20 protein-coding genes and 1 riboswitch are annotated in these 22,299 nt (G+C 70.7%); of the genes, 11 read left to right on the top strand and 9 right to left on the bottom strand.

Features of this window, described 5'->3' with window-relative positions; all coding sequences use genetic code 11:
- Window positions 1-61 precede the first annotated feature (61 nt).
- From ACFWNV_RS29810 to gcvT, 6 genes are all read right to left on the bottom strand, one after another.
- Window positions 62-376, bottom strand: a complete 315-nt coding sequence (locus ACFWNV_RS29810; RefSeq protein WP_383953025.1) for a hypothetical protein — start codon at window positions 374-376, stop codon at window positions 62-64.
- A gap of 296 nt (window positions 377-672) precedes the next feature.
- Window positions 673-2,055, bottom strand: coding sequence for an L-serine ammonia-lyase (locus ACFWNV_RS29815; protein WP_383953027.1), 1,383 nt, complete (start codon window positions 2,053-2,055; stop codon window positions 673-675).
- A gap of 144 nt (window positions 2,056-2,199) precedes the next feature.
- A complete protein-coding gene (locus ACFWNV_RS29820) occupies window positions 2,200-3,849 on the bottom strand; it encodes an APC family permease (protein ID WP_383953029.1) in 1,650 nt (549 codons plus the stop codon).
- Between the two features lie 167 nt (window positions 3,850-4,016).
- Window positions 4,017-5,273, bottom strand: coding sequence for a serine hydroxymethyltransferase (glyA, locus tag ACFWNV_RS29825; protein ID WP_250746311.1), 1,257 nt, complete (start codon window positions 5,271-5,273; stop codon window positions 4,017-4,019).
- Window positions 5,274-5,287: 14 nt separating this feature from the next.
- Complete coding sequence (gene gcvH, locus ACFWNV_RS29830; protein WP_383953032.1) at window positions 5,288-5,668, bottom strand: glycine cleavage system protein GcvH; 381 nt, start codon at window positions 5,666-5,668, stop codon at window positions 5,288-5,290.
- Window positions 5,669-5,772: 104 nt separating this feature from the next.
- Entirely contained in the window at window positions 5,773-6,888 is a 1,116-nt protein-coding gene (gene gcvT / locus ACFWNV_RS29835; protein WP_383953034.1) for a glycine cleavage system aminomethyltransferase GcvT, read from the bottom strand.
- 184 nt (window positions 6,889-7,072) lie between these two features.
- A riboswitch (glycine riboswitch) is annotated at window positions 7,073-7,176 on the bottom strand.
- A 223-nt stretch (window positions 7,177-7,399) separates the two neighbouring features.
- On the opposite strand from gcvT, the gene ACFWNV_RS29840 reads away from it, so the two are divergent.
- The 11 genes from ACFWNV_RS29840 to ACFWNV_RS29890 all read left to right on the top strand — a co-directional run bounded on the left by ACFWNV_RS29840 (window position 7,400) and on the right by ACFWNV_RS29890 (window position 19,208).
- Complete coding sequence (locus ACFWNV_RS29840) at window positions 7,400-8,032, top strand: AAA family ATPase (RefSeq protein ID WP_383953036.1); 633 nt, start codon at window positions 7,400-7,402, stop codon at window positions 8,030-8,032.
- Between the two features lie 192 nt (window positions 8,033-8,224).
- A complete protein-coding gene (locus tag ACFWNV_RS29845; protein WP_383953037.1) occupies window positions 8,225-8,935 on the top strand; it encodes an enhanced serine sensitivity protein SseB in 711 nt (236 codons plus the stop codon).
- Window positions 8,936-9,002: 67 nt separating this feature from the next.
- A complete protein-coding gene (locus tag ACFWNV_RS29850) occupies window positions 9,003-9,743 on the top strand; it encodes an enhanced serine sensitivity protein SseB C-terminal domain-containing protein (RefSeq protein ID WP_383953039.1) in 741 nt (246 codons plus the stop codon).
- 442 nt (window positions 9,744-10,185) lie between these two features.
- Window positions 10,186-11,181, top strand: a complete 996-nt coding sequence (locus ACFWNV_RS29855; protein ID WP_383953041.1) for an ABC transporter permease — start codon at window positions 10,186-10,188, stop codon at window positions 11,179-11,181.
- A 102-nt stretch (window positions 11,182-11,283) separates the two neighbouring features.
- Complete coding sequence (locus ACFWNV_RS29860) at window positions 11,284-13,062, top strand: ABC transporter substrate-binding protein (protein ID WP_383953043.1); 1,779 nt, start codon at window positions 11,284-11,286, stop codon at window positions 13,060-13,062.
- Between the two features lie 126 nt (window positions 13,063-13,188).
- The gene (locus ACFWNV_RS29865) at window positions 13,189-14,187 is read left to right on the top strand and encodes an ABC transporter permease (protein WP_383953045.1); all 999 of its coding nucleotides are present in this window, start codon (window positions 13,189-13,191) and stop codon (window positions 14,185-14,187) included.
- On the top strand, window positions 14,184-15,305 hold the full coding sequence (locus ACFWNV_RS29870; protein ID WP_383953047.1) for an ABC transporter ATP-binding protein: 1,122 nt from the start codon (window positions 14,184-14,186) through the stop codon (window positions 15,303-15,305). Before ACFWNV_RS29865 ends, ACFWNV_RS29870 begins: the two co-directional genes overlap by 4 nt.
- A 5-nt stretch (window positions 15,306-15,310) precedes the next feature.
- Window positions 15,311-16,429, top strand: a complete 1,119-nt coding sequence (locus ACFWNV_RS29875; protein ID WP_383953049.1) for an ABC transporter ATP-binding protein — start codon at window positions 15,311-15,313, stop codon at window positions 16,427-16,429.
- A gap of 434 nt (window positions 16,430-16,863) precedes the next feature.
- Window positions 16,864-17,472 carry a trimeric intracellular cation channel family protein gene (locus ACFWNV_RS29880; protein WP_383953067.1) on the top strand — a complete coding sequence of 203 codons (609 nt, stop codon included), beginning with the start codon at window positions 16,864-16,866 and terminating at the stop codon, window positions 17,470-17,472.
- Window positions 17,473-17,514: 42 nt separating this feature from the next.
- A complete protein-coding gene (locus tag ACFWNV_RS29885) occupies window positions 17,515-18,375 on the top strand; it encodes a thioesterase family protein (protein ID WP_383953051.1) in 861 nt (286 codons plus the stop codon).
- Window positions 18,376-18,806: 431 nt separating this feature from the next.
- Window positions 18,807-19,208 carry a cupin domain-containing protein gene (locus ACFWNV_RS29890; RefSeq protein ID WP_383953053.1) on the top strand — a complete coding sequence of 134 codons (402 nt, stop codon included), beginning with the start codon at window positions 18,807-18,809 and terminating at the stop codon, window positions 19,206-19,208.
- Here ACFWNV_RS29890 and ACFWNV_RS29895 read toward each other — a convergent pair.
- The 3 genes from ACFWNV_RS29895 to ACFWNV_RS29905 form a co-directional block, all read right to left on the bottom strand.
- Complete coding sequence (locus ACFWNV_RS29895; protein ID WP_383953055.1) at window positions 19,198-20,499, bottom strand: MFS transporter; 1,302 nt, start codon at window positions 20,497-20,499, stop codon at window positions 19,198-19,200. The two genes, ACFWNV_RS29890 and ACFWNV_RS29895, sit on opposite strands and share 11 nt — an antisense overlap.
- Before the next feature lie 133 nt (window positions 20,500-20,632).
- The gene (locus tag ACFWNV_RS29900; RefSeq protein ID WP_383953057.1) at window positions 20,633-21,193 is read right to left on the bottom strand and encodes a methylated-DNA--[protein]-cysteine S-methyltransferase; all 561 of its coding nucleotides are present in this window, start codon (window positions 21,191-21,193) and stop codon (window positions 20,633-20,635) included.
- Between the two features lie 58 nt (window positions 21,194-21,251).
- Complete coding sequence (locus tag ACFWNV_RS29905) at window positions 21,252-22,136, bottom strand: glycerophosphodiester phosphodiesterase (RefSeq protein WP_383953059.1); 885 nt, start codon at window positions 22,134-22,136, stop codon at window positions 21,252-21,254.
- Between the last annotated feature and the right edge of the window lie 163 nt (window positions 22,137-22,299).

A 22,299-nucleotide genomic window follows, 5' to 3' on the forward strand; every position in this document is an offset into this window, starting at 1 on the left:
TCCGGGAGGAGGACGGGGCTCGGCGCGTCGGGCATGACCGGGGCGGGGGCCCCGGCCGGTGCTACGGAAGCGGGTTGTAGATGAAGGACTCGTGCGCGTTGGACTGGCCGATCGCGGTGAAGCCCGAGCCGTTGGCCTGGGCGCCGTTGTTCTGGTTGGAGGCGCCGAAGCCCGAGGCGACCTGCTGGGCGGTGGAGGAGTTGCCGGCGTTGCTGCCGCCGACCCCGCTTCCGAGGACGCCGGCGAGGGCCGCGTTCGACGCGGTCCCGGCCGCACCGGCCCCGTTGTCGGCCTGGGCGACGCCCGAGAAGAGCGCGAAGGCGAGGGGGAGCGATGCGGCGGCCGCCATCACGCGGATGCTGCGGGTGCTTGCCATGATTTCAAGTCCTCCAGATAAGCAAAACGGCTGTGGTCCAAGACGGTTGGCCGACCGCCGGGGGTGTGGACGCGACGTCGTGCCCCCACCCTGGCGCAGGTGATCATCAAGAAACCAGCCCAGACTGCCTTGTTCCCCCTCAAGCGTGATCAACCTCCCGCCAAACCTCATATACCACCCAATCTCGAACGGAGTTACTGGCGTAACCCACCTGACTGATGCGGGAAACGGCACGGGACACGAAGAAGGCCCCGACGCGGAGCGTCGGGGCCTTCTTCAGGCGGTACGGGTTCGGGTCAGCACTCGATGACGTTGACCGCGAGGCCGCCGCGGGCGGTCTCCTTGTACTTGACCTTCATGTCGGCGCCCGTCTCCTTCATGGTCTTGATGACCTTGTCGAGGGAGACCTTGTGGCTGCCGTCGCCGCGCATCGCCATCTTGGCCGCGGTGACGGCCTTGACCGCCGCCATGCCGTTGCGCTCGATGCAGGGGATCTGGACCAGGCCGCCGACCGGGTCGCAGGTCAGGCCGAGGTTGTGCTCCATGCCGATCTCGGCCGCGTTCTCGACCTGCTCCGGGGTGCCGCCCAGGACCTCGGCCAGCGCGCCGGCCGCCATCGAGCAGGCCGAGCCGACCTCGCCCTGGCAGCCGACCTCGGCGCCGGAGATCGAGGCATTCTCCTTGAAGAGCATGCCGATCGCGCCCGCGGCGAGGAGGAAGCGGACCACGCCGTCCTCGTCGGCGCCCGGCACGAAGTTCATGTAGTAGTGCAGGACCGCCGGGAGGACGCCCGCCGCGCCGTTCGTCGGGGCGGTGACGACGCGGCCGCCGGCGGCGTTCTCCTCGTTGACCGCCATCGCGTAGATCGTCGCCCACTCGCTGCGGTGCATCATCGGGTCGCCCTCGGTGCGCAGCTGGCGCGCCGTGGAGGCGGCCCGGCGCTTGACCCGCAGGCCGCCGGGGAGGATGCCCTCGCGGGACATGCCGCGCGAGACGCAGGCCTGCATGACGCGCCAGATCTCCAGCAGACCCTCGCGGATCTCTTCCTCGGTGCGCCAGGCCTTCTCGTTCTCCAGCATCATCGAGGAGATCGACAGGCCGGTCTCGTTCGCGAGGCGCAGCATCTCGTCACCGCTGCGGAAGGGGTACTTCAGCGGGGTGTCGTCGAGCTTGATCCGGTCCTCGCCGACCGCGTCCTCGTCCACGACGAAGCCGCCGCCGACCGAGTAGTACGTCTTCTCCAGCAGCGGGTTGCCGGTCTCGTCGTACGCGAAGAGCGTCATGCCGTTCGCGTGGTACGGGAGCGAGCGCCGGCGGTGCAGGATCAGCTGGTTCGGCTCGTCGAAGTCGATCTCGTGGCCATCGCCTATTTCGGTGCCCAGCAGGCGCAGGCGGCCCGTCTGGCGGATGCGCTCGACCTCGGCGTCGGCGGTCTCCACGTTCACGGTGCGGGGGGAGTGGCCCTCCAAGCCCAGCAGCACCGCCTTGGGGGTGCCGTGGCCGTGGCCGGTGGCGCCCAGCGAGCCGAAGAGCTCTGCGCGCACCGAAGCTGTCTGCGCGAGGACGCCGTCCTTCTTGAGCCGGGTCACGAACATGCGCGCGGCGCGCATCGGTCCGACGGTGTGGGAGGAAGAGGGACCGATGCCGATCGAGAAGAGATCGAAGACGGAGATGGCCACGGTTGCGGACTCCTATGTCTGCTCGTGGGTGGGAAGCGTGGGCAGGAGGGGTTGATCGGGGTGATCTGCGGATTTTGTCCGACAGCCGAGCTTAACTCGGTGAGGTGAACGGCTCGGCTGCCGGACGGGTCGGGAGGGGGACGCTCAGGCGTGGGTCAGTTCGCGCTCCGGGGCCTCGGTCGCGTCGGTCTCGCCCGCGGGGGCGTCCAGGACCGGGTCCGGGCCCGGCAGGCCCGCGTAGTGGGCCTTGACCCCGGACCGTACGGCCCAGAAGTAGAAGCCCAGGGCCGAGAGGCCCACGAGGGCGATGTCCACGCCGCCGGGGATGATGCCGTGGCCGCCGAATTCCTTGCTGCCGAGCGCCGACAGGGTGCCCAGCCACAGCAGGAAGGCGATCATCCACCAGGCCGGGGCGAACTGCTTGGCCAGGTTCTTCTCGCCCTTGCGCTTGAGCACGATCGCCGCGATGGGGGCGGCGACCAGGGTGAGCAGCACCACCTTGCCGGTGTCCGGCCACTTGGACCAGTACAGGGCGCAGGCGGCGAAGGCGAAGGTGATCGGGCAGAGGATCCTGGCGGCCGGCAGCCGGAAGGGGCGCGGCAGCTCGGGCTTGGTCTTGCGGAAGACGCCGACCGCGATCGGGCCGATCAGGTACGAGACCACCATCGCGGCGGAGACCACGCTGGCCAGGGCCTCCCAGCTGTGGCCGACGGTGACCAGCAGCAGGACCGAGAAGCCGAGGTTCAGCCACATCGCGGGACGGGCGGTGCCGTACTTCGGGTGGACCTCGCGGATCTTCTTCGGGAAGAAGCCGGTGTCGGCGAGGTTCTGCGCCATGTAGGAGGCCGAGGCGACGTTGCCGATGTTGGCCCCGGAGGGGGAGATGAAGGCACCGAACTGGAGCATGGTGACGACCCAGTGCAGCATCAGCATCTTGGCGAGGTCGGCGAAGGGCGAGGAGAAGTTGATGCCGCTCCAGCCGCCGGCCTCGGCGAGCTTCTCCGGCGGGACGCCGCCGATGAAGGCGATCTGCAGGGCCAGGTAGATGACCAGGCCGAGGGAGAGGGCGCCGACCAGGGCCAGCGGGATGGCGCGGCCGGGGTTCTTGGCGGCGCCGCCGAGGTTGACCACGGCCTGGAAGCCGTTGAAGGCGAAGACCACGCCGGAGGTGGTGACGGCGGTCATGACCGCGGGCCAGCCGTTGGGCGCGAAGCCGCCGTGGTCGGTGAAGTTGCCCGTGTGGAAGCCGGAGGCGATCAGGGCGATCACGGCGAGCACCGGGATGGCGAACTTGACCAGGGTGAGGAGGTTGTTCGCCTTGGCGAGCAGCGCGACCGACCAGTAGCAGGCCAGCCACAGGGCCACGGTCAGGAACAGGGCCATGGCCATGCCGGAGGTGGTCAGGCCGCCGTTCTCGACGAGGCCCTTGGCCCAGCCGAAGTTCCAGGAGGACATGTACTGCGTACCGGCGATGGACTCGATCGGGATGAGCGCGGCGATGGCGATCCAGACCGCCCAGCCGGTGATGAAGCCCAGCACCGGGCCGTGCGAGATGGTGCCGAAGCGGGCCATCGAGCCGGGCAGCGGGTAGGCGGCGCCCACCTCGGCGTAGGACATGGCGATCATGCCGATGAAGACGGCACCGATGATCCAGGCGATGATCGCCGCGGGCCCCGCGACGGCCGCCGCCTGGCCCGCCCCGAAGAGCCAGCCCGATCCGAAGATCGAGCCGAGCCCGATCATGATCAGGGCGAAGAGACTGAGTCCCTTCTTGTTCGCTGCGCTCATGTCCATGGGGTGTGCTGTCCGTCCTGCCAGGGGGTGCGGTCTTTCCTTTATCCGGAGCCTATTTGCCATCTATTGGAATATTCGGTGGCACTAGGTCGCCTCCACCTGGGGCTTTGGTCATGAAGAAGGCCCGGCCCTGTGCAAAACAAGGCCGGGCCCTCTCAGGCCGGCGCCTAGAGCGTCGGGTACAGCGGGAACTTCGCGGCGAGCGCGGAGACGCGCGCCTTGAGGTCCTCGGCGTCGTAGGCGGGCTTCAGCGCCTGCGCGATGATCTCGGCGACCTCGGTGAAGGCCTCGGCGTCGAAACCGCGGGTGGCCAGCGCCGGCGTACCGATCCGCAGACCCGAGGTGACCATCGGCGGCCGCGGGTCGTTCGGGATGGCGTTGCGGTTGACCGTGATGCCGACCTCGTGGAGGCGGTCCTCGGCCTGCTGGCCGTCCAGCTCGGAGTTGCGCAGGTCGACCAGGACCAGGTGCACGTCGGTGCCGCCGGTGAGGACGTCCACGCCCACGGCCTTGACGTCGTCCTGGACCAGGCGGGCGGCGAGGATCTTCGCGCCCTCCAGGGTCCGCTCCTGGCGCTCCTTGAACTCGGGCGAGGCCGCCACGAGGAAGGAGACGGCCTTGGCCGCGATCACGTGCTCCAGCGGGCCGCCCTGCTGACCGGGGAAGACCGCGGAGTTGATCTTCTTGGCCAGCTCCTGCGTCGACAGGATGACACCGCCGCGCGGACCGCCGAGGGTCTTGTGCGTGGTGGTGGTCACGACGTGGGCGTGCGGCACCGGGTTCGGGTGCAGACCCGCGGCGACCAGGCCGGCGAAGTGCGCCATGTCGACCATCAGGTACGCACCGACCTCGTCCGCGATGCGGCGGAAGGCGGCGAAGTCCAGCTGGCGCGGGTAGGCGGACCAGCCCGCGACGATCAGCTGCGGCTTGGACTCCTTGGCGAGGCGCTCGACCTCGGCCATGTCGACCTCACCGGTCTCGTCGACGTGGTACGGGACCACGTTGTAGAGCTTGCCGGAGAAGTTGATCTTCATGCCGTGGGTCAGGTGACCGCCGTGGGCCAGGTTCAGGCCCATGATCGTGTCGCCCGGCTTGATCAGCGCGAACATCGCGGCCGCGTTGGCCTGCGCACCCGAGTGGGGCTGCACGTTCGCGGCCTCGGCGCCGAAGAGCGCCTTGATGCGGTCGATCGCGATCTGCTCGACCACGTCGACGTGCTCACAGCCGCCGTAGTAACGGCGGCCGGGGTAGCCCTCGGCGTACTTGTTGGTCAGGACCGAGCCCTGGGCCTCCATGACGGCGACCGGAGCGAAGTTCTCCGACGCGATCATTTCCAGGGTGGACTGCTGGCGCACGAGTTCGGCGTCGACGGCGGCGGCGACGTCCGGGTCGAGCTCGTGGAGGGGAGTGTTCAGTACAGACATCAGGGTTCCCTGGGTCAGTTGCCGGCGGTGAGCTTGGCGTACTCGTCGACGGAGAGCAGGTCGGCCGGCTCCTCCGTGACGCGCACCTTGAAGAGCCAGCCGCCCTCGAACGGAGCCGAGTTCACCAGCGCCGGGTCGTCGATGACGTCCTGGTTGAACTCGACGATCTCGCCGGTGACGGGGGAGTACAGGTCGCTGACCGACTTGGTCGACTCCAGCTCGCCGCAGGTCTCGCCCGCGGTCACCGTGTCGCCCACCTCGGGAAGCTGGGCGTAGACGACGTCACCGAGCGCGTTGGCCGCGAACTCCGTGATGCCGACCGTCGAGACGCCGTCGACGGCGTCCGACAGCCACTCGTGCTCCTTGCTGAAACGCAGCTGCTGGGGGTTGCTCATGACCTGATTCTCCTGGATGCGGGGGAGTGGATACGAACGGTGGTCCTGCGGGACCGGCGCGACGCTCCGTCCGGCGGTGCGACGCGGTGCGGTGCGGTACGGGGCTACTTCTGCCGCTTGTAGAACGGCAGGGCCACGACCTCGTACGCCTCATGCGTACCGCGAATGTCCACGCCGACACCGGAGGTGCCGGGCGCGGCGTGCGCCGCGTCGACATAGGCCATCGCGATCGGCTTGCCCAGCGTCGGGGACGGGGCGCCCGAGGTGACCTCGCCGACGATCCCGCCGTCGAAGGTCACGGAGAAGCCGGCGCGCGGAACGCGGCGGCCCTCGGCGATCAGACCGACCAGCTTGCGCGGCGGGTTGGTCGCGGCGCGCTCGGCGGCGGCCTCCAGGGCGGCGCGGCCGACGAAGTCGCCCTCCTTCTCGAACTTCACGACCCGGCCCAGACCCGCGTCGAACGGGGTCAGGGAGGTGGTCAGCTCGTGCCCGTACAGCGGCATGCCCGCTTCCAGGCGCAGGGTGTCGCGGCAGGACAGGCCGGCCGGGACCAGGCCGACGCCCTCGCCCGCCTTGGTCAGCGCCTGCCACAGCTCCACGGCGTGCTCGGGCGAGACGAACAGCTCGAAGCCGTCCTCGCCGGTGTAGCCGGTACGGGCGATCAGCGCGGGCACCCCGGCGACCGTGCCGGGCAGGCCGGCGTAGTACTTCAGCCCGTCCAGGTCGGCGTCGGTGAGGGAGGCGAGGATGCCGGGGGACTCCGGACCCTGCACCGCGAGCAGCGCGTACGCGTCGCGGTCGTCGCGGACCTCGGCGTCGAAGCCGGCGGCGCGCTCGGTGATCGCGTCCAGGACGACCTGGGCGTTGGAGGCGTTCGCGACGACCATGAATTCGGTCTCGCCCAGGCGGTAGACGATCAGGTCGTCGAGGATCCCGCCGTCTTCCTGGCAGATGTGCGTGTAGCGGGCGCGGCCGACGCCGACCGTGGAGATGTTGCCGACCAGCGCGTAGTCCAGGACCTTGACGGCCTCGGGGCCGGTCAGGGTGATCTCGCCCATGTGGGAGAGGTCGAACAGACCGGCCCTGGTGCGGACGGCGTTGTGCTCGTCGCGCTCGCTGGCGTACCGCAGGGGCATGTCCCAGCCCGCGAAATCGGTCATGGTTGCACCGAGGGAACGGTGCAGCGCATCGAGGGCGGTCAGGCGGGGGGCAGTGCTCATGGGTGTGGCTCCCGGGTCCCAGGGCATGACATGACGAGGAGGAGTTCCTCCCCATCTGTCATCGGAACCTGAGAGGTTCGCCGAGAGTTCCCCGCTTCCAGGGGAAGGCCTTCGACTTGCACCTTGGGTGGAGCCGTCACCAGTGCCCTCACGGGCGGTGGCGCGGCTCGCTTTTCAGATCTGCCTCATCCACGCGGTACGGGGCCTGAGAGATTCAAGGGAGGTACTTGCTCCTTCGGCGCCCGGGCACCGCCTTGCGGCGTGCCGGGACTCTCCCGCGCGGATTCAAGCGGCCGGTATGCAGTTAGGTGTCCAGATGGCGCACATCATTGCACGACGTGCGGCCGAATGGGGGAGGGGGTCCGCAAGCGGAGCGGAACCGGACACCCCGGATTACCGTCTCTTTACACTCAGGGGGACCGGGTCCAGGCGACCCGTCGCGGGGGAGGCGAACACTGTGCGGAGATTCGGACCACTGACGGCGACAGGCACCGGCACCGTCGAGGGAGCGGTGGCAGGGGTGCCGTCGCAGCGCGGCGTCGCAAGGGATCCGGCGTCGGCCGGAGCGGCGGGGGAGCCCGGAGCGGTGCGCGACCTGCGCGGGGCCGAGGGCCCGCGGCGGCTCAGCTTCGCCGCCGGGGACGTCGTGGTGGTCTCCGGACTGCCCGGCGGCGGCAAGAGCACCCTGATCAAGCGGGCCGCGGAGGGCGGCGGGATCGACTCCCAGGACGCCCGCGAGCGGTGGGAGCGCCGGATGCCGGCCGCCCTGCCCTACGCGGTGTACCGGCCCGCGGTCCGGATCGCCCACTACTGGGGCCTGTGGCGGGTGCTCCGCTCCGGGGCCCCGGCCGTCGTCCACGACTGCGGTACGCAGAGCTGGGTACGGGCGCTGCTGGCCTCGGCGGCCCGCCGGCGCGGCCGCGCACTGCACCTGGTCCTGCTGGACACCACGCCCGAGGAGGCCCGGGCCGGGCAGGCGGCGCGGGGCCGCGGGGTGTCGGCGTACGCCTTCGCCCGGCACCGCGGCGCGGTGGCCCGGCTGCTGCGCGAGGCCGAGGCGGGCCGCCCGCCGGCCGGCTGCGCGTCGGTGACCCTGCTGGACCGGCCGGCGGCGTCCCGGCTGACGTCGATCGGCTTCCGCTAGCGGGGCGGGCGGCGGGCGGCGTCCCGGCGGCAGCGTCCCGGCGGCAGCGGGCAGGCGGCGGTGGTCAGGCGGCCAGGGGCAAGGCTGCCGGTGTCCGACGGCCGGTGTCCGGCGGCCCCCGGCCCGGGTGTCGCAGGCGCCCGTTAATCTCGGGTCGACACCACGGGCAGAGGCAAGCGAGCGGAGACGTACATGTGGCCGGGTAACGAGCTGGAGCAGGTGCTCGGGGCGGCGCTCGGACAGGCGGAAGCCGGAGGGCGGATCCTGGAGGTCCTCGGGCGCAGCCCGCTGTGGATCCCGCTGCCCGGCGGGGTGAACAGCCTGAGCCTGCCCACCATGGAGATCGACGGCGCCGCGTACGTGCCCGTCTACAGCTCCGAGGAGCAGTTCCGCGCCTGCGCCGGACCCGCCATGGACTTCGCCGTCGCCCCCGCCGTGGACTTCGCCCGGGGCCTGCCCCCGCAGCTCGGTCTCGCGGTCAACCCCGAGGGATCGGTCGGGGTGCCGCTGCCCCCGCAGGCCGTCGCGGAGCTCTGCCGCACCGGCCGAAGCCCGCTCGACGGCCCGGCCACCGGCGGCCGGGTCCGGCTCTACGAGCCCGACTGGCAGGAGGATCCGGTCGAGTTCCTGGCCGCCGCCGCGGAGGAGTTCCGCTCCACCGGGGTCGTCGCGTCCGCGCACCGCTGCCTCGCCAGCGTCGAGGGCGGCTCGCCGGAGCTCTACGTCGGGGTCCACCTGGTGGGATGGGAGCCCGAGATGCGAAACGCCCCGATGGACGCGCTGGGCCGCGCCCTGACCCGCGTACCGCCGCCCTGGCCGGTGCAGTTGATCCTGCTCGACGCCGCCGAGGACCCGGTCGTCGACTACATACGTGAGCGCGTACGCCCCTTCTACCTGCCGTAGTGACGCTTAAGCTGGTGGCCGACACGCGTGGACGACGGGCGGACGAACAGACGAAGAGGGGTACCGGGTGAGTGCGTCAGGCACGGCCGCGGTCGGGCAGGTCGAGCACATGCTGCGCCAGGTGACTCCGGGGCGCTACGAGAGCTACGAGTCTCTCCTGCACGCCCTGGCCGAGGGACGGCTGTGGATGCTCCTCTGGCAGGGGCAGCCCGGATCCCCGGAGGCCCAGTACGGCGGCATGGAGGTCGACGGCCTCGGGTACGCGCCCTGCGTGACCTCCCCGCAGGAGCTGGCCGCCAGCGGCTGGAACCGCGGGTACGAGGTGGTCACCGGCCGGGACATCGCCCGCGCCCTCTACCCCGACCGCTGGGGGCTGTGGCTCAATCCGCACGCCCAGGGCGGCGGCGTCGGCCTTCCCTGGGCCGACCTGCGCCGGATCGCCACCGGGCTCGACCGGATGCCGGCCGGCCCGCTGCGGCTGTCCGAGCCCGCCATCGAGCTGCCGCAGTTCTACGGACTGCTCACGCAGCACGCGCACCGCACGCCCGCCGTCCGCTCGCTGCGCCGCGCCTGGGTGCAGCCCGCGCTCGGGTCCCCGTACCTCGCCGTCGGGCTCGACCTGTACGACGCCTCCGCGCACGCGCTGGAATCCGTACGGGAGATGATGCGCCAGTCGGTCGGCGCGGTCCCCGAGGGAGTGCCCGTGTGCACGGTCGCGCTCGCCGACGAACACGATCCCGTCGCGATGTGGCTGCGGGCCCAGACCAGGCCCTTCTACGACCGCGAGGGACAGGCGCCCGCCTACTGAGACATCGGTATTTAGCCACCCGAGGCCGCACGGAACAGTCGTTCCGTGCGGCCTTTGCGTTGTCCGGATTTCACCCCTGATGTGCGCCCAATAGGCGCGCTAGTACGCCGAGTTGGGCGCCATGTCCGATTCCGTACCGAACAGGATGTCTTGCTCCGCTGAGCTGGCAGCGAAGTCCGGATAACGGGAACTCGACCCTCAGATCACGGTTGCGCATCCATTCACCTGCGGGTCTGGCGGCTGATCGAGCGCCCGATGAAGACTCCCCACCCAAGAGCGGGTCAGTCCTCCGAAGGGCACTGCCCGCAGCGCACCGCCCGAGCAGTACCCGTTCCGCAGAACGCATCCGTACCTCGCACTCCGAGCGCCACTCCGCACCAACGCCGCCACAGCGGCGGGCATGGGCCGGCCCACCCGTCGGCCGAGAGGGGTCCCCACCACGATGACGGCACCACTGCACGACATGAGCGCGGAGACACCCGCACCCGTGTCCGTAGCCGACGTCCCCGCCAAGGCCATCGAAGGCCGCTCGCCCGGCCGCATCGCCTGGATGCGGCTCAAGCGCGACAAGGTCGCGCTGGCCGGCGGTTTCGTCGTGCTCCTGCTGATCCTCGTCGCACTGTTCGCGCCGCTGATCGTCAGCGCGTTCGGCCACCCCCCGGAGGAGCTGCACGAAGACCTGCTGGACCCGTTGCTGGGCCTGCCCGCCGGCGACTACGGCGGCATGAGCGGCGACTTCCTGCTGGGCATCGAACCGGTCAACGGCCGCGACGTGTTCAGCCGCATCGTCTACGGCGCCCGCATCTCGCTGCTGGTCGCCTTCCTGTCCGCCTTCGTGGCGGTATCGATGGGCACCTTCTTCGGCATCGTCGCCGGCTACTTCGGCGGCTGGGTCGACGCGGCCATCAGCCGGGTCATGGACCTGCTGCTCGCCTTCCCGCAGCTGCTCTTCATCATCGCGCTGATCTCGGTCGTCCCCGGCAAGCTCTGGGGCTTCGAGGGATCGGGCCTGCGGATCGCCGTACTGGTCCTGGTGATCGGCTTCTTCGGCTGGCCCTACATCGGCCGCATCGTCCGCGGCCAGACCCTGTCGCTGCGCGAACGGGAGTACGTCGAAGCCGCGCGGAGCCTGGGCGCGGGCCGGATGTACATCCTCTTCCGCGAGCTGCTCCCGAACCTGGTCGCGCCGATCACCGTCTACGCGACGCTGATGATCCCCACCAACGTGCTGACGGAGGCCGCGCTCAGCTTCCTGGGCGTCGGCGTCAAGCCGCCCACACCGTCCTGGGGCGAGACCCTCTCGACGGCCGTGCGGACCTATGAGGACGACCCGCTCTTCATGATCTTCCCCGGCACGGCGATCTTCATCACCGTGCTGGCCTTCAACCTCTTCGGCGACGGCGTCCGCGACGCCCTCGACCCGAAGGGCTCCCGTTAGCCGTCCCCGCAGGTCATCCCGCAGGGCACCCGCAGGTCAGAACCGCAGGGCACACCGGAACCCGGCTTCGAACCGGAATCACAACGGAGGGTTGCGAGCATCGTGACTACCCATCGCATGTCCAAGCGCAGGCTTGCCGCCGGCACGGCCGTCGTGCTCGCGACGATGCTGGCCGCGACCGCCTGTGGCGGCGACGACGGCAAGACGAAGGACGAGAAGCCGGCCGCCGCGGGCGGCTTCAACGCCGCCATCGGCAAGGTCTCCAACGCCTCCACCAAGGCGGGCGGCGAGCTGAAGTTCGTCGGCACGCAGGAAGCCGACTCGTGGGACCCGCAGCGCGGTTACTACGGCTTCATGTGGGACTTCTCCCGCTACTACGCCCGCCAGCTCGTCAGCTTCAAGGCGGAGCCCGGTTCCAAGAGCACCGAGCTCGTCCCCGACCTGGCCACCGCCAACGCGGAGATCAGTGACGGCGGCAAGACCTACAAGTACACCCTCAAGGACAACGTGACCTGGGAGGATGGCACGCCCATCACCGCCCAGGACATCAAGTACGGCATCGAGCGCACCTGGGCCCAGGACGTCATCTCCGGCGGCCCGGTCTACCTGATGCAGGTCCTCGACCCGAAGACCGAGTACCCCGGTCCGTACAAGGACACCAGCCCGGACAAGCTCGGCCTCAAGGCGATCGAGACCCCGGACGCCAAGACCGTCATCTTCAAGCTCCCCGCGCCCAACGGCGACTTCGAGCAGATGCTGGCCATGCCGGCCGCCAGCCCGGTCAAGCAGGACAAGGACACCGCGGCCAAGTACGGCCTCAAGCCCTTCTCCAGCGGCCCGTACAAGATCGACTCGTACGAGCCCAACAAGAGCATGAAGCTCTCGCGCAACACCGCCTGGAAGGCCGAGTCGGACACCATCCGCAAGGCGCTCCCGGACTCCATCTCGGTCACGTTCATGGCGAACGCGGACGACATGGACAAGCGCCTGATGAACGGCGAGTTCGACCTGGACATCAACGCGACCGGCATCGGCCAGGCGGCCCGCGCCACCGCGCTGAAGGACCACAAGGACAACCTGGACAACGGCCAGACCGGCTTCATCCGGTACGCCGTCATGCCGCAGACCGTCGCGCCGTTCGACAACATCGAGTGCCGCAAGGCCGTCATCTACGCGGCCGACCACAAGTCCCTGCAGACCGCCCGCGGCGGCCCGCAGGCGGGTGGCGACATCGCCCCCAACATGCTCCCGCTCGGCATCAAGGGCTCCGACGGCAAGTACGACCCGTACGGCGTCCTGACCAACGACGGCAAGCCCGACACCGAGAAGGCCAAGGCCGCGCTGAAGGCCTGTGGCAAGGAGTCCGGCTTCAAGACGACCATCGCGGTCCGCAACAACAAGCCGGTCGAGGTCGCCACGGCCGTCTCCCTGCAGAACGCCCTGAAGCAGGTCGGCATCGAGGCCGACGTCGACCAGTTCGACGGCGCCCAGACCTCCGGCATCATCGGTTCGCCGAAGGTGGTCAAGGAGAAGGGCTACGGCATCATCATCATGGGCTGGGGCGCCGACTTCCCGACCGGACAGGGCTTCTCCCAGCCGCTGGTCGACGGCCGCTTCATCCTGCAGAGCGGCAACAACAACTTCTCCGAGCTCAACGACCCGGCGATCAACAAGCTGTTCGACGAGGCCATCGCGGAGACCGACGCCAACAAGGCCGGCGACATCTACAAGCAGATGAACCAGAAGGTCTCCGAGGCCGCGGTCTACCTGCCCTTCGTCTACGACAAGACGATCAACTGGCGCAGCAGCCGTCTGACCAACGTCTACACCTCCGACGCGTACAACGGCCGCTACGACTACGCCTCGCTCGGCGTCCAGTAGACCGACCGTCCGATTCAGTTCCAGTGCCACACCCGCTAGGCACGAAGGGCAGGTGATGGCCGCGGCGGCGGCTCGGGGGCGCTCTCCAGAAGAGGGCGTCCCCGGGCCGCGGCCAGGCCGAGCGCAGTGCTTGCATATCTCATCCGGCGGATCTTCGCCGTCATCGTCATGCTGTTGGTCATCTCCCTGGTGACCTTCGGAATCTTCTTCCTCTTCCCGAAGATGATCGGGACGGACCCGGCCCTGTACTTCGTCGGCAAGCAGTCCGACCCCGCCGCCATCGAAGGCATCCGGCAGAAGATGGGTCTCGACGACCCGATCCTCGTCCAGTTCGGCAAGTTCGTCGTCGGGCTGGTGGCGGGTCGTACGTACGCCAACGGCAACGACGTCACGCAATGCGCCGCGCCCTGCTTCGGCTACTCCTTCAAGACCGAGCAGGAGGTGTGGCCGCTGCTGACCGACTGGCTGCCCGTCACCCTCTCGCTCGCCGCCGGTGCCGTCGTGCTCTGGGTGATCGGCGGTGTCGCCGCAGGCGTCATCTCCGCCCTCAAGCGCGGTACGGTCCTGGACCGTTCGGCGATGGGCCTCGCCCTCGCCGGCGTCTCCCTCCCCATCTACTTCACCGGCATGCTCGCCATCGCCCTCTTCTCCGACCAGCTCGGCTGGTTCGGGCGGCCGGAGAAGACCTTCGCCGAGGATCCGGGAACCTGGTTCAACGGCATGGTCCTGCCGTGGATCTCACTGGCCTTCCTCTACGCGGCGATGTACGCGCGGCTCACCCGCGCGACCATGCTCGAAGTGCTCAACGAGGACTACATCCGCACCGCGCGCGCCAAGGGGCTGACGGAACCCGTCGTCATCGGCAAGCACGCGATGCGCTCGACCATGACGCCGATCCTCACCGTGCTCGGCCTCGACCTGGGCGCACTGATGGGCGGCGCGGTCCTCACCGAGTACACCTTCTCGCTGCACGGCCTCGGCTACAGCGCCGTCCGCGCCATCAGCGAGCACGACCTGCCGGTCATTCTCGGCATCACCCTGATCTCCGCCTTCTTCGTCGTCGCGGCCAACCTCGTCGTCGACCTCCTGTACGCGGTGATCGACCCCCGAGTGAGGCTGTCATGACCGATTCGACGACGCCCGCCGTGACGGGCGCACTGAACGAGCCCGTCGCCGCCGGCGCACCCGGCACCGCGTTCCTCGACGTACGCGACCTCAAGGTGCACTTCCCCACGGAAGACGGCCTGGTCAAGTCCGTGGACGGACTCTCCTTCACGCTGGAGAAGGGCAAGACCCTCGGCATCGTCGGCGAGTCCGGCTCCGGCAAATCGGTGACCTCGCTGGGCATCATGGGCCTGCACCGGGTGGGCCAGTACGGCCGCCAGCGGGCCCGGATCTCCGGGGAGATCTGGCTCGACGGCAAGGAACTGCTGTCCAGCCCCGAGGAAGAGGTCCGCAAGCTGCGCGGCCGGGAGATCGCGATGATCTTCCAGGACCCGCTGTCGGCGATGCACCCCTACTTCACCGTGGGCAAGCAGATCGCCGAGGCCTACCGGGTCCACAACAAGGCCGACAAGAAGGCCGCCCGCAAGCGGGCCGTCGACCTCCTCGACCGCGTGGGCATCCCCGAGCCGCACAAGCGGGTCGACAGCTACCCGCACGAGTTCTCCGGCGGCATGCGCCAGCGCGCGATGATCGCGATGGCGCTGGTCAACAACCCCGAACTGCTCATCGCGGACGAGCCCACCACCGCCCTCGACGTCACCGTCCAGGCGCAGATCCTCGACCTGATCCGGGACCTGCAGAAGGAGTTCGGCTCCGCGGTCATCATGATCACGCACGACCTCGGCGTGGTCGCCGAGATGGCCGACGACCTCCTCGTGATGTACGGCGGCCGGTGCGTGGAGCGGGGCAGCGCGGAGAAGGTCTTCTACGAGCCCCGCCACCCGTACACCTGGGGCCTGCTCGGCTCGATGCCGCGCATCGACCGGGAACAGACCGAGCGCCTCATCCCGGTCAAGGGCTCGCCGCCCAGCCTGATCAACATCCCGAGCGGCTGCGCCTTCAACCCCCGGTGCCCGTACGCCGACCTGCCCAAGGGCGAGGTCACCCGGACCGTACGGCCCGAGCTGTCCCTGGTCGACACCTCGGCGGAGGGCGCGGGCCGGCACTGGGCCGCCTGTCACCTCTCCCCGGAGCAGCGGAACCGGATCTGGACCGAAGAGATTGCGCCGAAGCTGTGACCGACATGACTGTGCCCAATGAAGGCGCGAACGACAAGGCAGCCGCGGTCACCGTCCCCGCCCAGGCGGTGGCCTCCCCGGAGCCGCTGCTGCGGGTGACCGGACTGGTCAAGCACTTCCCCATCTCCAAGGGGCTGCTGCGCCGCCAGGCCGGGGCCGTGAAGGCCGTCGACGGCATCGACTTCGAGGTCTACCCCGGTGAGACCCTCGGCATCGTCGGCGAGTCCGGCTGCGGCAAGTCGACCATGGGCCGGCTGATCACCCGGCTGCTCGAACCGACCGGCGGCAAGGTCGAGTTCGAGGGCCGGGACATCACGCACCTGAGCGTGTCCGGCATGCGCCCGATGCGCCGCGACGTGCAGATGATCTTCCAGGACCCCTACGGCTCGCTGAACCCGCGGCACACGGTGGGCACCATCGTCAGCGCCCCGTTCAAGCTCCAGGGAGTCCAGCCGGAAGGCGGCCTCAAGGCGGAGGTCCAGCGCCTCCTCTCCCTGGTGGGCCTCAACCCGGAGCACTACAACCGCTACCCGCACGAGTTCTCCGGCGGCCAGCGCCAGCGCATCGGCATCGCCCGCGCCCTGGCCCTGAAGCCGAAGCTCGTCGTGGCCGACGAGCCCGTCTCGGCCCTGGACGTTTCCATCCAGGCCCAGGTGGTCAACCTGCTGGACGACCTCCAGGAAGAGCTCGGCCTCACGTACGTGATCATCGCCCACGACCTGTCGGTCATCCGGCACGTCTCGGACCGGATCGCGGTCATGTACCTCGGCAAGATCGTCGAGCTCGCGGACAACAAGTCCCTGTACACGGCGCCCATGCACCCGTACACGACGGCCCTGATGTCCGCGGTCCCGGTCCCGGACCCGCGCCGACGCGGAGTGAAGAGCGGCCGCATCCTCCTCAAGGGCGACGTCCCTTCGCCGATCTCGCCTCCCTCCGGCTGCCGGTTCCACACCCGGTGCTGGAAGGCGACCCAGGTCTGCACCACGCAGGAGCCCCCGCTCATCGCCCTGAAGACCGGCCACCAGGTGGCCTGCCACCACCCGGAGAACGCCCCCGACCAGGCCCCGGGCGACCCGGCCCTGCCGGGCGCGGCGGACGCCATGGCAACGCCGACCGACTGACACCCGCCGGCGGGGCACCACCAGCCCCGCCGGCGGCGCCGGGCACAGTTTCACTGCGCCGCGGGGCACATATCGGCGCCGCCGACTCTTCGCGGCGCGGCGGGGCGAAACTCGCCACCACCGGCACCCGCCCTCGGTGCTTTGGGGCTGCTTCGCGGCACCGCCGGGCGAAAGCTTCGCGGCACCGCCGGGCGAAATTCAGCCCCGCCGGCGTTTGAGGCGCGGGGGTTCGGGGGCGGAGCCCCTGACGGCGGCGCCGCACCCGGCCACGGCCCGCAGTCCCACGGGGTGCCGTGTCCCGACCTGGCAGGGCCTGCGACCACCCGGCGCCGGGGGCCGCGCCCCACCAGTCCGAGCACGCCGCAGGCGACCGGCAGAATGAAGCCGTGATCCACGATCTCTTCCCGCCCGGAGTCCAGCACACCCTGGACCTCATGGGCATCTTCGTCTTCGCCACGGCCGGCGCCCTGCTCGCCGTACGCAAGAACTTCGACGTCTTCGGCATCGTCGTCCTCGCGCTCGTCACCGCCCTCGGCGGCGGCCTGTTCCGCGACATCGTCATCGGCGCCACCCCGGCGGCCGCCTTCAGTGACCTCGGGTTCTTCGTCACCCCGCTGGTCGCCGCCGCGTTCGTCTTCTTCCTGCACCCCGAGGTCCAGCGCATCAACCGCGCCATCAACGTCTTCGACGCGGCCGGCCTCGGACTGTTCTGCGTGACGGGCACGACCAAGGCGTACGAGTACGGCCTCGGCCTCACCGCGTCCGCCGCGCTGGGCCTGGCGACCGCCGTCGGCGGAGGCGTCCTGCGCGACGTCCTCGTCAACGAGGTCCCCTCGCTGCTGCGCGACCGCGAGATGTACGCCGTGCCGGCCGTCATCGGCGCCACCATGGTGACGCTCTTCATCAGCTTCGACCATCTGAACGCCCTCACGACGGGCCTGGCGATCGTCACCACCTTCGTGCTGCGGCTGCTCGCCATCCGCTACCACTGGCGGGCGCCGCTCGCCTGGAACCGCCGCTCGTCGGTGGCGGAGGAGCCGTAGGCAAAGCTACCGCTTAGTATTATCCGGGTGTACGGTCGTTCCATGTCACACGCAGCTGCCAAGGCCTCCATCGGCGACAGCGAGTTCGACCGCGACACCACCATCACCGCCCGTGCGGGCGAGCCCGGTGTGTACGACGCGGACCTCTCCGCCGGGTGGACGATCATCACCGCCGTCAACGGCGGCTACCTGCTGGCCCTCGTCGGCCGCGCCCTGTCCTCGGCCCTGCCGCACCCGGACCCCTTCACGGTCTCCGCGCACTACCTGACCTCGTCGGTCCCCGGCCCCGCCGTGATCCGCACCGAGGTCGTACGGGTCGGCCGCACCCTCTCCACCGGACAGGCCTCCCTCCTCCAGTTCGACGAGAGCGGCGCCGAGATCGAGCGGATCCGCGTCCTGGCCTCCTACGGGGACCTCGCGGAACTCCCGGACTCCGTCCACACCGCGGCCCTCCCGCCCGCCATCCCCGCCTACGAGGACTGCCTCGGCCCCGAAGCCGGCCCGGCCCCGATCCCCGGCAGCTCGGCGATCGTGGCCCGGCTCCGGCTGCGCCTGGACCCGGCGACGGCCGGCTGGGCCGTCGGACAGCCCTCCGGCAAGGGGGAGATGCGGGCCTGGTTCGAGCTCGCGGACGGCCGCGACGCCGACCCCCTCTCCCTCCTCCTGGCCGTGGACGCGCTCCCCCCGACCTCCTTCGACCTCGGCCTGCTCGGCTGGACCCCGACGGTGGAACTCACCACACACGTCCGCCACCGCCCGGCGCCCGGCCCGCTCCGGGTGTCGATCACCACGCGGAACCATGCCGGGGGCTTCCTGGAGGAGGACGCGGAGATCTGGGACTCGGCGGACCGCCTGGTCGCCCAGTCCCGCCAGCTGGCTCGCGCCCCGCGCGACCTTTCCTAACGCGCCGCTCGCACCGCTGCGCGGGCTTCGCGTCGCTGCGCCGGACTCCGTCCGGCGGTGGCCGGTCGGGGCTGCCGCCACCGCCGTCCCGGCGGGGGGTCCGGTGGGCGGGTGCGGCTGGGTTGGCCCTGCGGGGCTGGGTCCCCTACCCGCCCTTCGCCCGTTCCCCGGGGCTGCGCCCCGGACCCCCGCTCCTCAAACGCCGGAGGGGCTGGATTTGGCTGTGCCTGGCCATATCCAGCCGTCCGGCGTTTGAGGACCGGGTCCGGGCAGCGCCCGGGGAACGGTGGAAGGGTGGGTAGGGGACCCAGCCCCGCAGGGCCGACCCCGCCCGCTCGTCGGAAGGGCGACAAGGTGACGGGCCGGGCGGGCGCGCGCTGGACGGTTTGGTCACCGCGGCGCGGCGGGTGCCCCGATTAGGCTCCCGGAGCATGAGCACAAGTGATCACCGCGATGCCCCCGCCCCCACCCCCGCCCCCACCCCCGGTTCCTTCGCCGTCTCCGTCCCGGAGCTCGCCGACTCGGAGCTGGAGGCGGACGAGCTGGACCCCGCGCAGATCGTCTCCGGGAACCCCGTCGTGACGGGCAAGGTGCTCTGGGAGGCGCCGGACGGTTCGCAGGTGCGCGGGATCTGGCAGATCACCCCGGGCGTGGTGACCGACACCGAGGCGAACGAGCTGTTCGTGGTGGTGAGCGGCCGGGCGACCATCGAGGTGGAGGGCGGCGAGACGCTGGAGGTCGGTCCCGGCTCGGCTTGCGTCCTGCGGGAGGGCGACAGGACGACCTGGACCGTCCACGAGACGCTCCGCAAGGCCTACCACATCAGCTACTGACGGCCGCCTTCGCCGGGCGGCGGCGCGAGGTGAACAGCGCGAGCGCCGCCATCGGCAGCAGCAGGGCGGCGGCGGCCGCGTTGAGCCAGCCGTAGCCCGCCTGGGACATGACCAGTCCGGCGGCGGCGCCGCCGACCCCGGCGGCCGTGTTCATGGTGAGGTCGCCCAGGCCCTGTACGGCGGCCCGCGCGGCCTGCGGCACCGAGTCGGTCAGCAGCGCGGAGCCGGACACCATGCCGGCCGACCAGCCCAGGCCGAGCAGGAAGAGTCCGATGGCGCTCTGGGTGTGGTTCCCGTCGGCCGTGCCGGCGAGCAGTGCGGCGACGGAGAGCAGTCCGGCGGCGAGCCCGATGACGGACAGCCGGCCGATGCGGTCCGCGAGCCAGCCCATGACCGGCGAGAAGCCGAACATGCCGGCGATGTGCCCGCTGATGACCAGCCCGATGAGCTGGAGCCCGGCTCCGTGGTGTCCGAGGTCGACCGGGGTCATCACCATGATCGAGACCATGGCGGTGTGGGACACCGCGATGGTGAGCAGCGCGAGCCGGGCCCGGGGGGAGGCCTTGACGGCGGCGAACCCGGCGCGCAGCGAACGTCCGGCACGGGTCTGGTCCTCGGCCGGGGCGAGCGCGCGGGCCGTCAGCAGCGGGTCCGGGCGCAGGAGTACGCCGATCAGCGCGGCGGTGAGCAGGAAGACGGCGCCGGCCCAGATGAAGGGCCCCGCCGTCGGGGGTATGGAGGTGCCCTCGAAGCTGCGGCTGGCCGGGGCGGAGAGGTTGGGGCCGAGCACGGCGCCGATGGTGGAGGCCCAGACGACCACGGAGATGGCCCGGGCCCGGTGGTCGGGCTCGGCGAGGTCGGCGGCGGCGAAGCGGGCCTGGAGGTTGGCCGAGGAGGCGGCTCCGAAGGCGGCCATGCCGAGCATCAGCAGCGGGAAGTTCTTGATCGAGGCGGCGAGGACGACGAGGGCGGCCCCGGCCGCGCCGATCACGTAGGCGAGGACCAGTCCGGGCCTGCGGCCGCGCGCGGTCATCAGCGCGGCGAGCGGCAGCGAGACGGCCGCGGTGCCGATCACGGAGGCGGTCGAGGCGAAGCCGGAGAGCGACTCGGTGCCGCTGACCTCGGTGGCCAGGACCGGGGCGAGGGCGATGCTGATGGGCACGCCGATCCCGCCGAGCACCTGGCCGGCGATCAGTACCGCGGAGGTGCGGCGGCGCAGCCGGGGCAGGTCGGCGGCGGTGACCGTGGCGGCGGGCCGGGCGGTGCCGGGCGCGGTGCTCACGCGGTCCACCTCCGACAGGGATGCGGAGGGGCTGGGGGCAGGGCGCAGGGTGTGGTCACCGCCGCAGTTTCGCACCCCCTGCGGGGCGGGCGGAACGGGGTTTCCGGGGTCACGGGGAGCACCGGGAGCACGGCCGGTCCCCTCAGAACAGCGGCTCGGGGAGGACACCCTCCAGGGCCAGGAGGCGGCGCTTGGTCTCCACGCCGCCGCCGAAGCCGCCGATGCCCCCGTCGTTCTCCACGACCCGGTGGCAGGCCACGACCAGCGGCAGCGGGTTGGAGCCCATGGCGTTGCCGACGGCCTGGGCCGCGCCCGGGGCTCCGGCCCGGGCGGCCAGCTCGCCGTACCCCACGACCGCCCCGTAGGGCACGGTGCGGTCCAGTTCCAGCAGGACCTGCCGGTTGAAGCCGGAGCTGAGCCGCCAGTCCAGGGGCAGGTCGAAGCGGCGCAGGGTGCCGGCGAAGTAGGCGTTGAGCTGGCGTATCGGCTCGGCCAGCAGGACCTCCTCGCCGGGCGGCGGGCGCCGGGCGTCGGCGCCGAGCCGGGAGACCAGCGCGCCGATCAGCTGCGCGGCCCGGTCCGGTCCGGCATGGAACTCGACCTTGACCAGGCCCTCGGGGGTGGCGGCGAGGAGCAGCGGGCCGATGCCGCTGTCGACGACGGTCCATTCGAGGTGCGGCCCGCGGGGCTCAGGAGTGTCCACCCCTTCACGGTACGGCCCCCCACTGACACTGCGGATGGTCCGGTGACGGCCCCGCCCGTCAGTACCCGCCGACCGCTTCCCGTACGACGTCGGGCTTGTCGGTGATGATCCCGTCCACGCCCAGGTCCTGGACCTTGAGGGCGGTCGCGGCGTCGTCCACGATCCAGGTGTCCACCTCCAGAGCCTTGCCGTGGGCGCCGGTCAGCCGGTGCACGGCGGCGACCCAGTCGGCGTCGATCGTGGTGTACCAGGGGTTGATCCGGTCGGTGAACTCGGCGTACCGCGGCAGGTCGGCGAGGGTGGGGGTGCCGAGGAAGGCCGTGAACAGGTCGGGGCGCAGTTCGTGCACGGTGCGGACCGAGGCGGCGCTGAAGGACTGGACCACCAGCCGGCGGGCCACGTGGTTCTCTTCGAGCCAGCCGGTCTCGCCCAGCACGTCCAGGGTCTGCCGTTCGATCCCCGGGTAGAGCTCGGGCTTCTTGATTTCCAGGAGCAGGCGCTGCTGGTTGCGCTGGACCCGGTTCATGTACTGCCGCAGGGTCGGTACGCGGGCGCCCGCGAACTCCCGGCCGAACCAGCTGCCCGCGTCCAGCCGGGCGATCTCCGCCGCGGTGAAGTCCCCCACCCGCCAGGGCTTGCGGTCGGGGAACACCTGCTCGACGTCGGTCGTCCGGGCCAGGGTGTCGTCGTGGACGACCACGAGCTCCCCGTCCTTGGTGCGCTGGACGTCGTTCTCCACCCAGTCGAAGCCCATCTCCATGGCGAGGTCGATCGACTCCAGGGTGTTCTCCGGGGCGTACGCCGAAGCCCCCCGGTGGGCGTACACGATCGGGTTGGACAGCCAGTCCGGGCCGGGTGCGGCCGCGGCGGAGCCCGCACCGCACACGGTCAGGGCGAGCCCCAGGAAGGCGGCGGTGGCCGCGGCGGCGGATCGGACGTACATGCGCGTTCTCCTCGGGTCATGGGCCCTGCTCCTGTCGTCAAACAGGTGCGGAGCGGCATTCGTTGCGGCGAGGCACTGGCGGCGGTGCGTTTCCGACGCACTTTCAGGGAGAGCCGCGTACGGCGATCATGGGGTTGGCGATCACCGGGCCGCCACCGAACTA

The organism is Streptomyces sp. NPDC058401, from assembly GCF_042722885.1.
Lineage (GTDB): Bacteria > Actinomycetota > Actinomycetes > Streptomycetales > Streptomycetaceae > Streptomyces.

Bases quoted from the DNA above. Each gene is read 5' to 3' on its own strand.
- ACFWNV_RS29810 (WP_383953025.1), bottom strand. From the start codon at position 376: ATGGCAAGCACCCGCAGCATCCGCGTGATGGCGGCCGCCGCATCGCTC.
- ACFWNV_RS29820 (WP_383953029.1), bottom strand. From the start codon at position 3,849: ATGGACATGAGCGCAGCGAACAAGAAGGGACTCAGTCTCTTCGCCCTG.
- glyA (WP_250746311.1), bottom strand. From the start codon at position 5,273: ATGTCTGTACTGAACACTCCCCTCCACGAGCTCGACCCGGACGTCGCC.
- gcvH (WP_383953032.1), bottom strand. From the start codon at position 5,668: ATGAGCAACCCCCAGCAGCTGCGTTTCAGCAAGGAGCACGAGTGGCTG.
- gcvT (WP_383953034.1), bottom strand. From the start codon at position 6,888: ATGAGCACTGCCCCCCGCCTGACCGCCCTCGATGCGCTGCACCGTTCC.
- ACFWNV_RS29845 (WP_383953037.1), top strand. From the start codon at position 8,225: ATGTGGCCGGGTAACGAGCTGGAGCAGGTGCTCGGGGCGGCGCTCGGA.
- ACFWNV_RS29855 (WP_383953041.1), top strand. From the start codon at position 10,186: ATGACGGCACCACTGCACGACATGAGCGCGGAGACACCCGCACCCGTG.
- ACFWNV_RS29870 (WP_383953047.1), top strand. From the start codon at position 14,184: ATGACCGATTCGACGACGCCCGCCGTGACGGGCGCACTGAACGAGCCC.
- ACFWNV_RS29875 (WP_383953049.1), top strand. From the start codon at position 15,311: ATGACTGTGCCCAATGAAGGCGCGAACGACAAGGCAGCCGCGGTCACC.
- ACFWNV_RS29880 (WP_383953067.1), top strand. From the start codon at position 16,864: ATGGGCATCTTCGTCTTCGCCACGGCCGGCGCCCTGCTCGCCGTACGC.
- ACFWNV_RS29885 (WP_383953051.1), top strand. From the start codon at position 17,515: ATGTCACACGCAGCTGCCAAGGCCTCCATCGGCGACAGCGAGTTCGAC.
- ACFWNV_RS29890 (WP_383953053.1), top strand. From the start codon at position 18,807: ATGAGCACAAGTGATCACCGCGATGCCCCCGCCCCCACCCCCGCCCCC.
- ACFWNV_RS29905 (WP_383953059.1), bottom strand. From the start codon at position 22,136: ATGTACGTCCGATCCGCCGCCGCGGCCACCGCCGCCTTCCTGGGGCTC.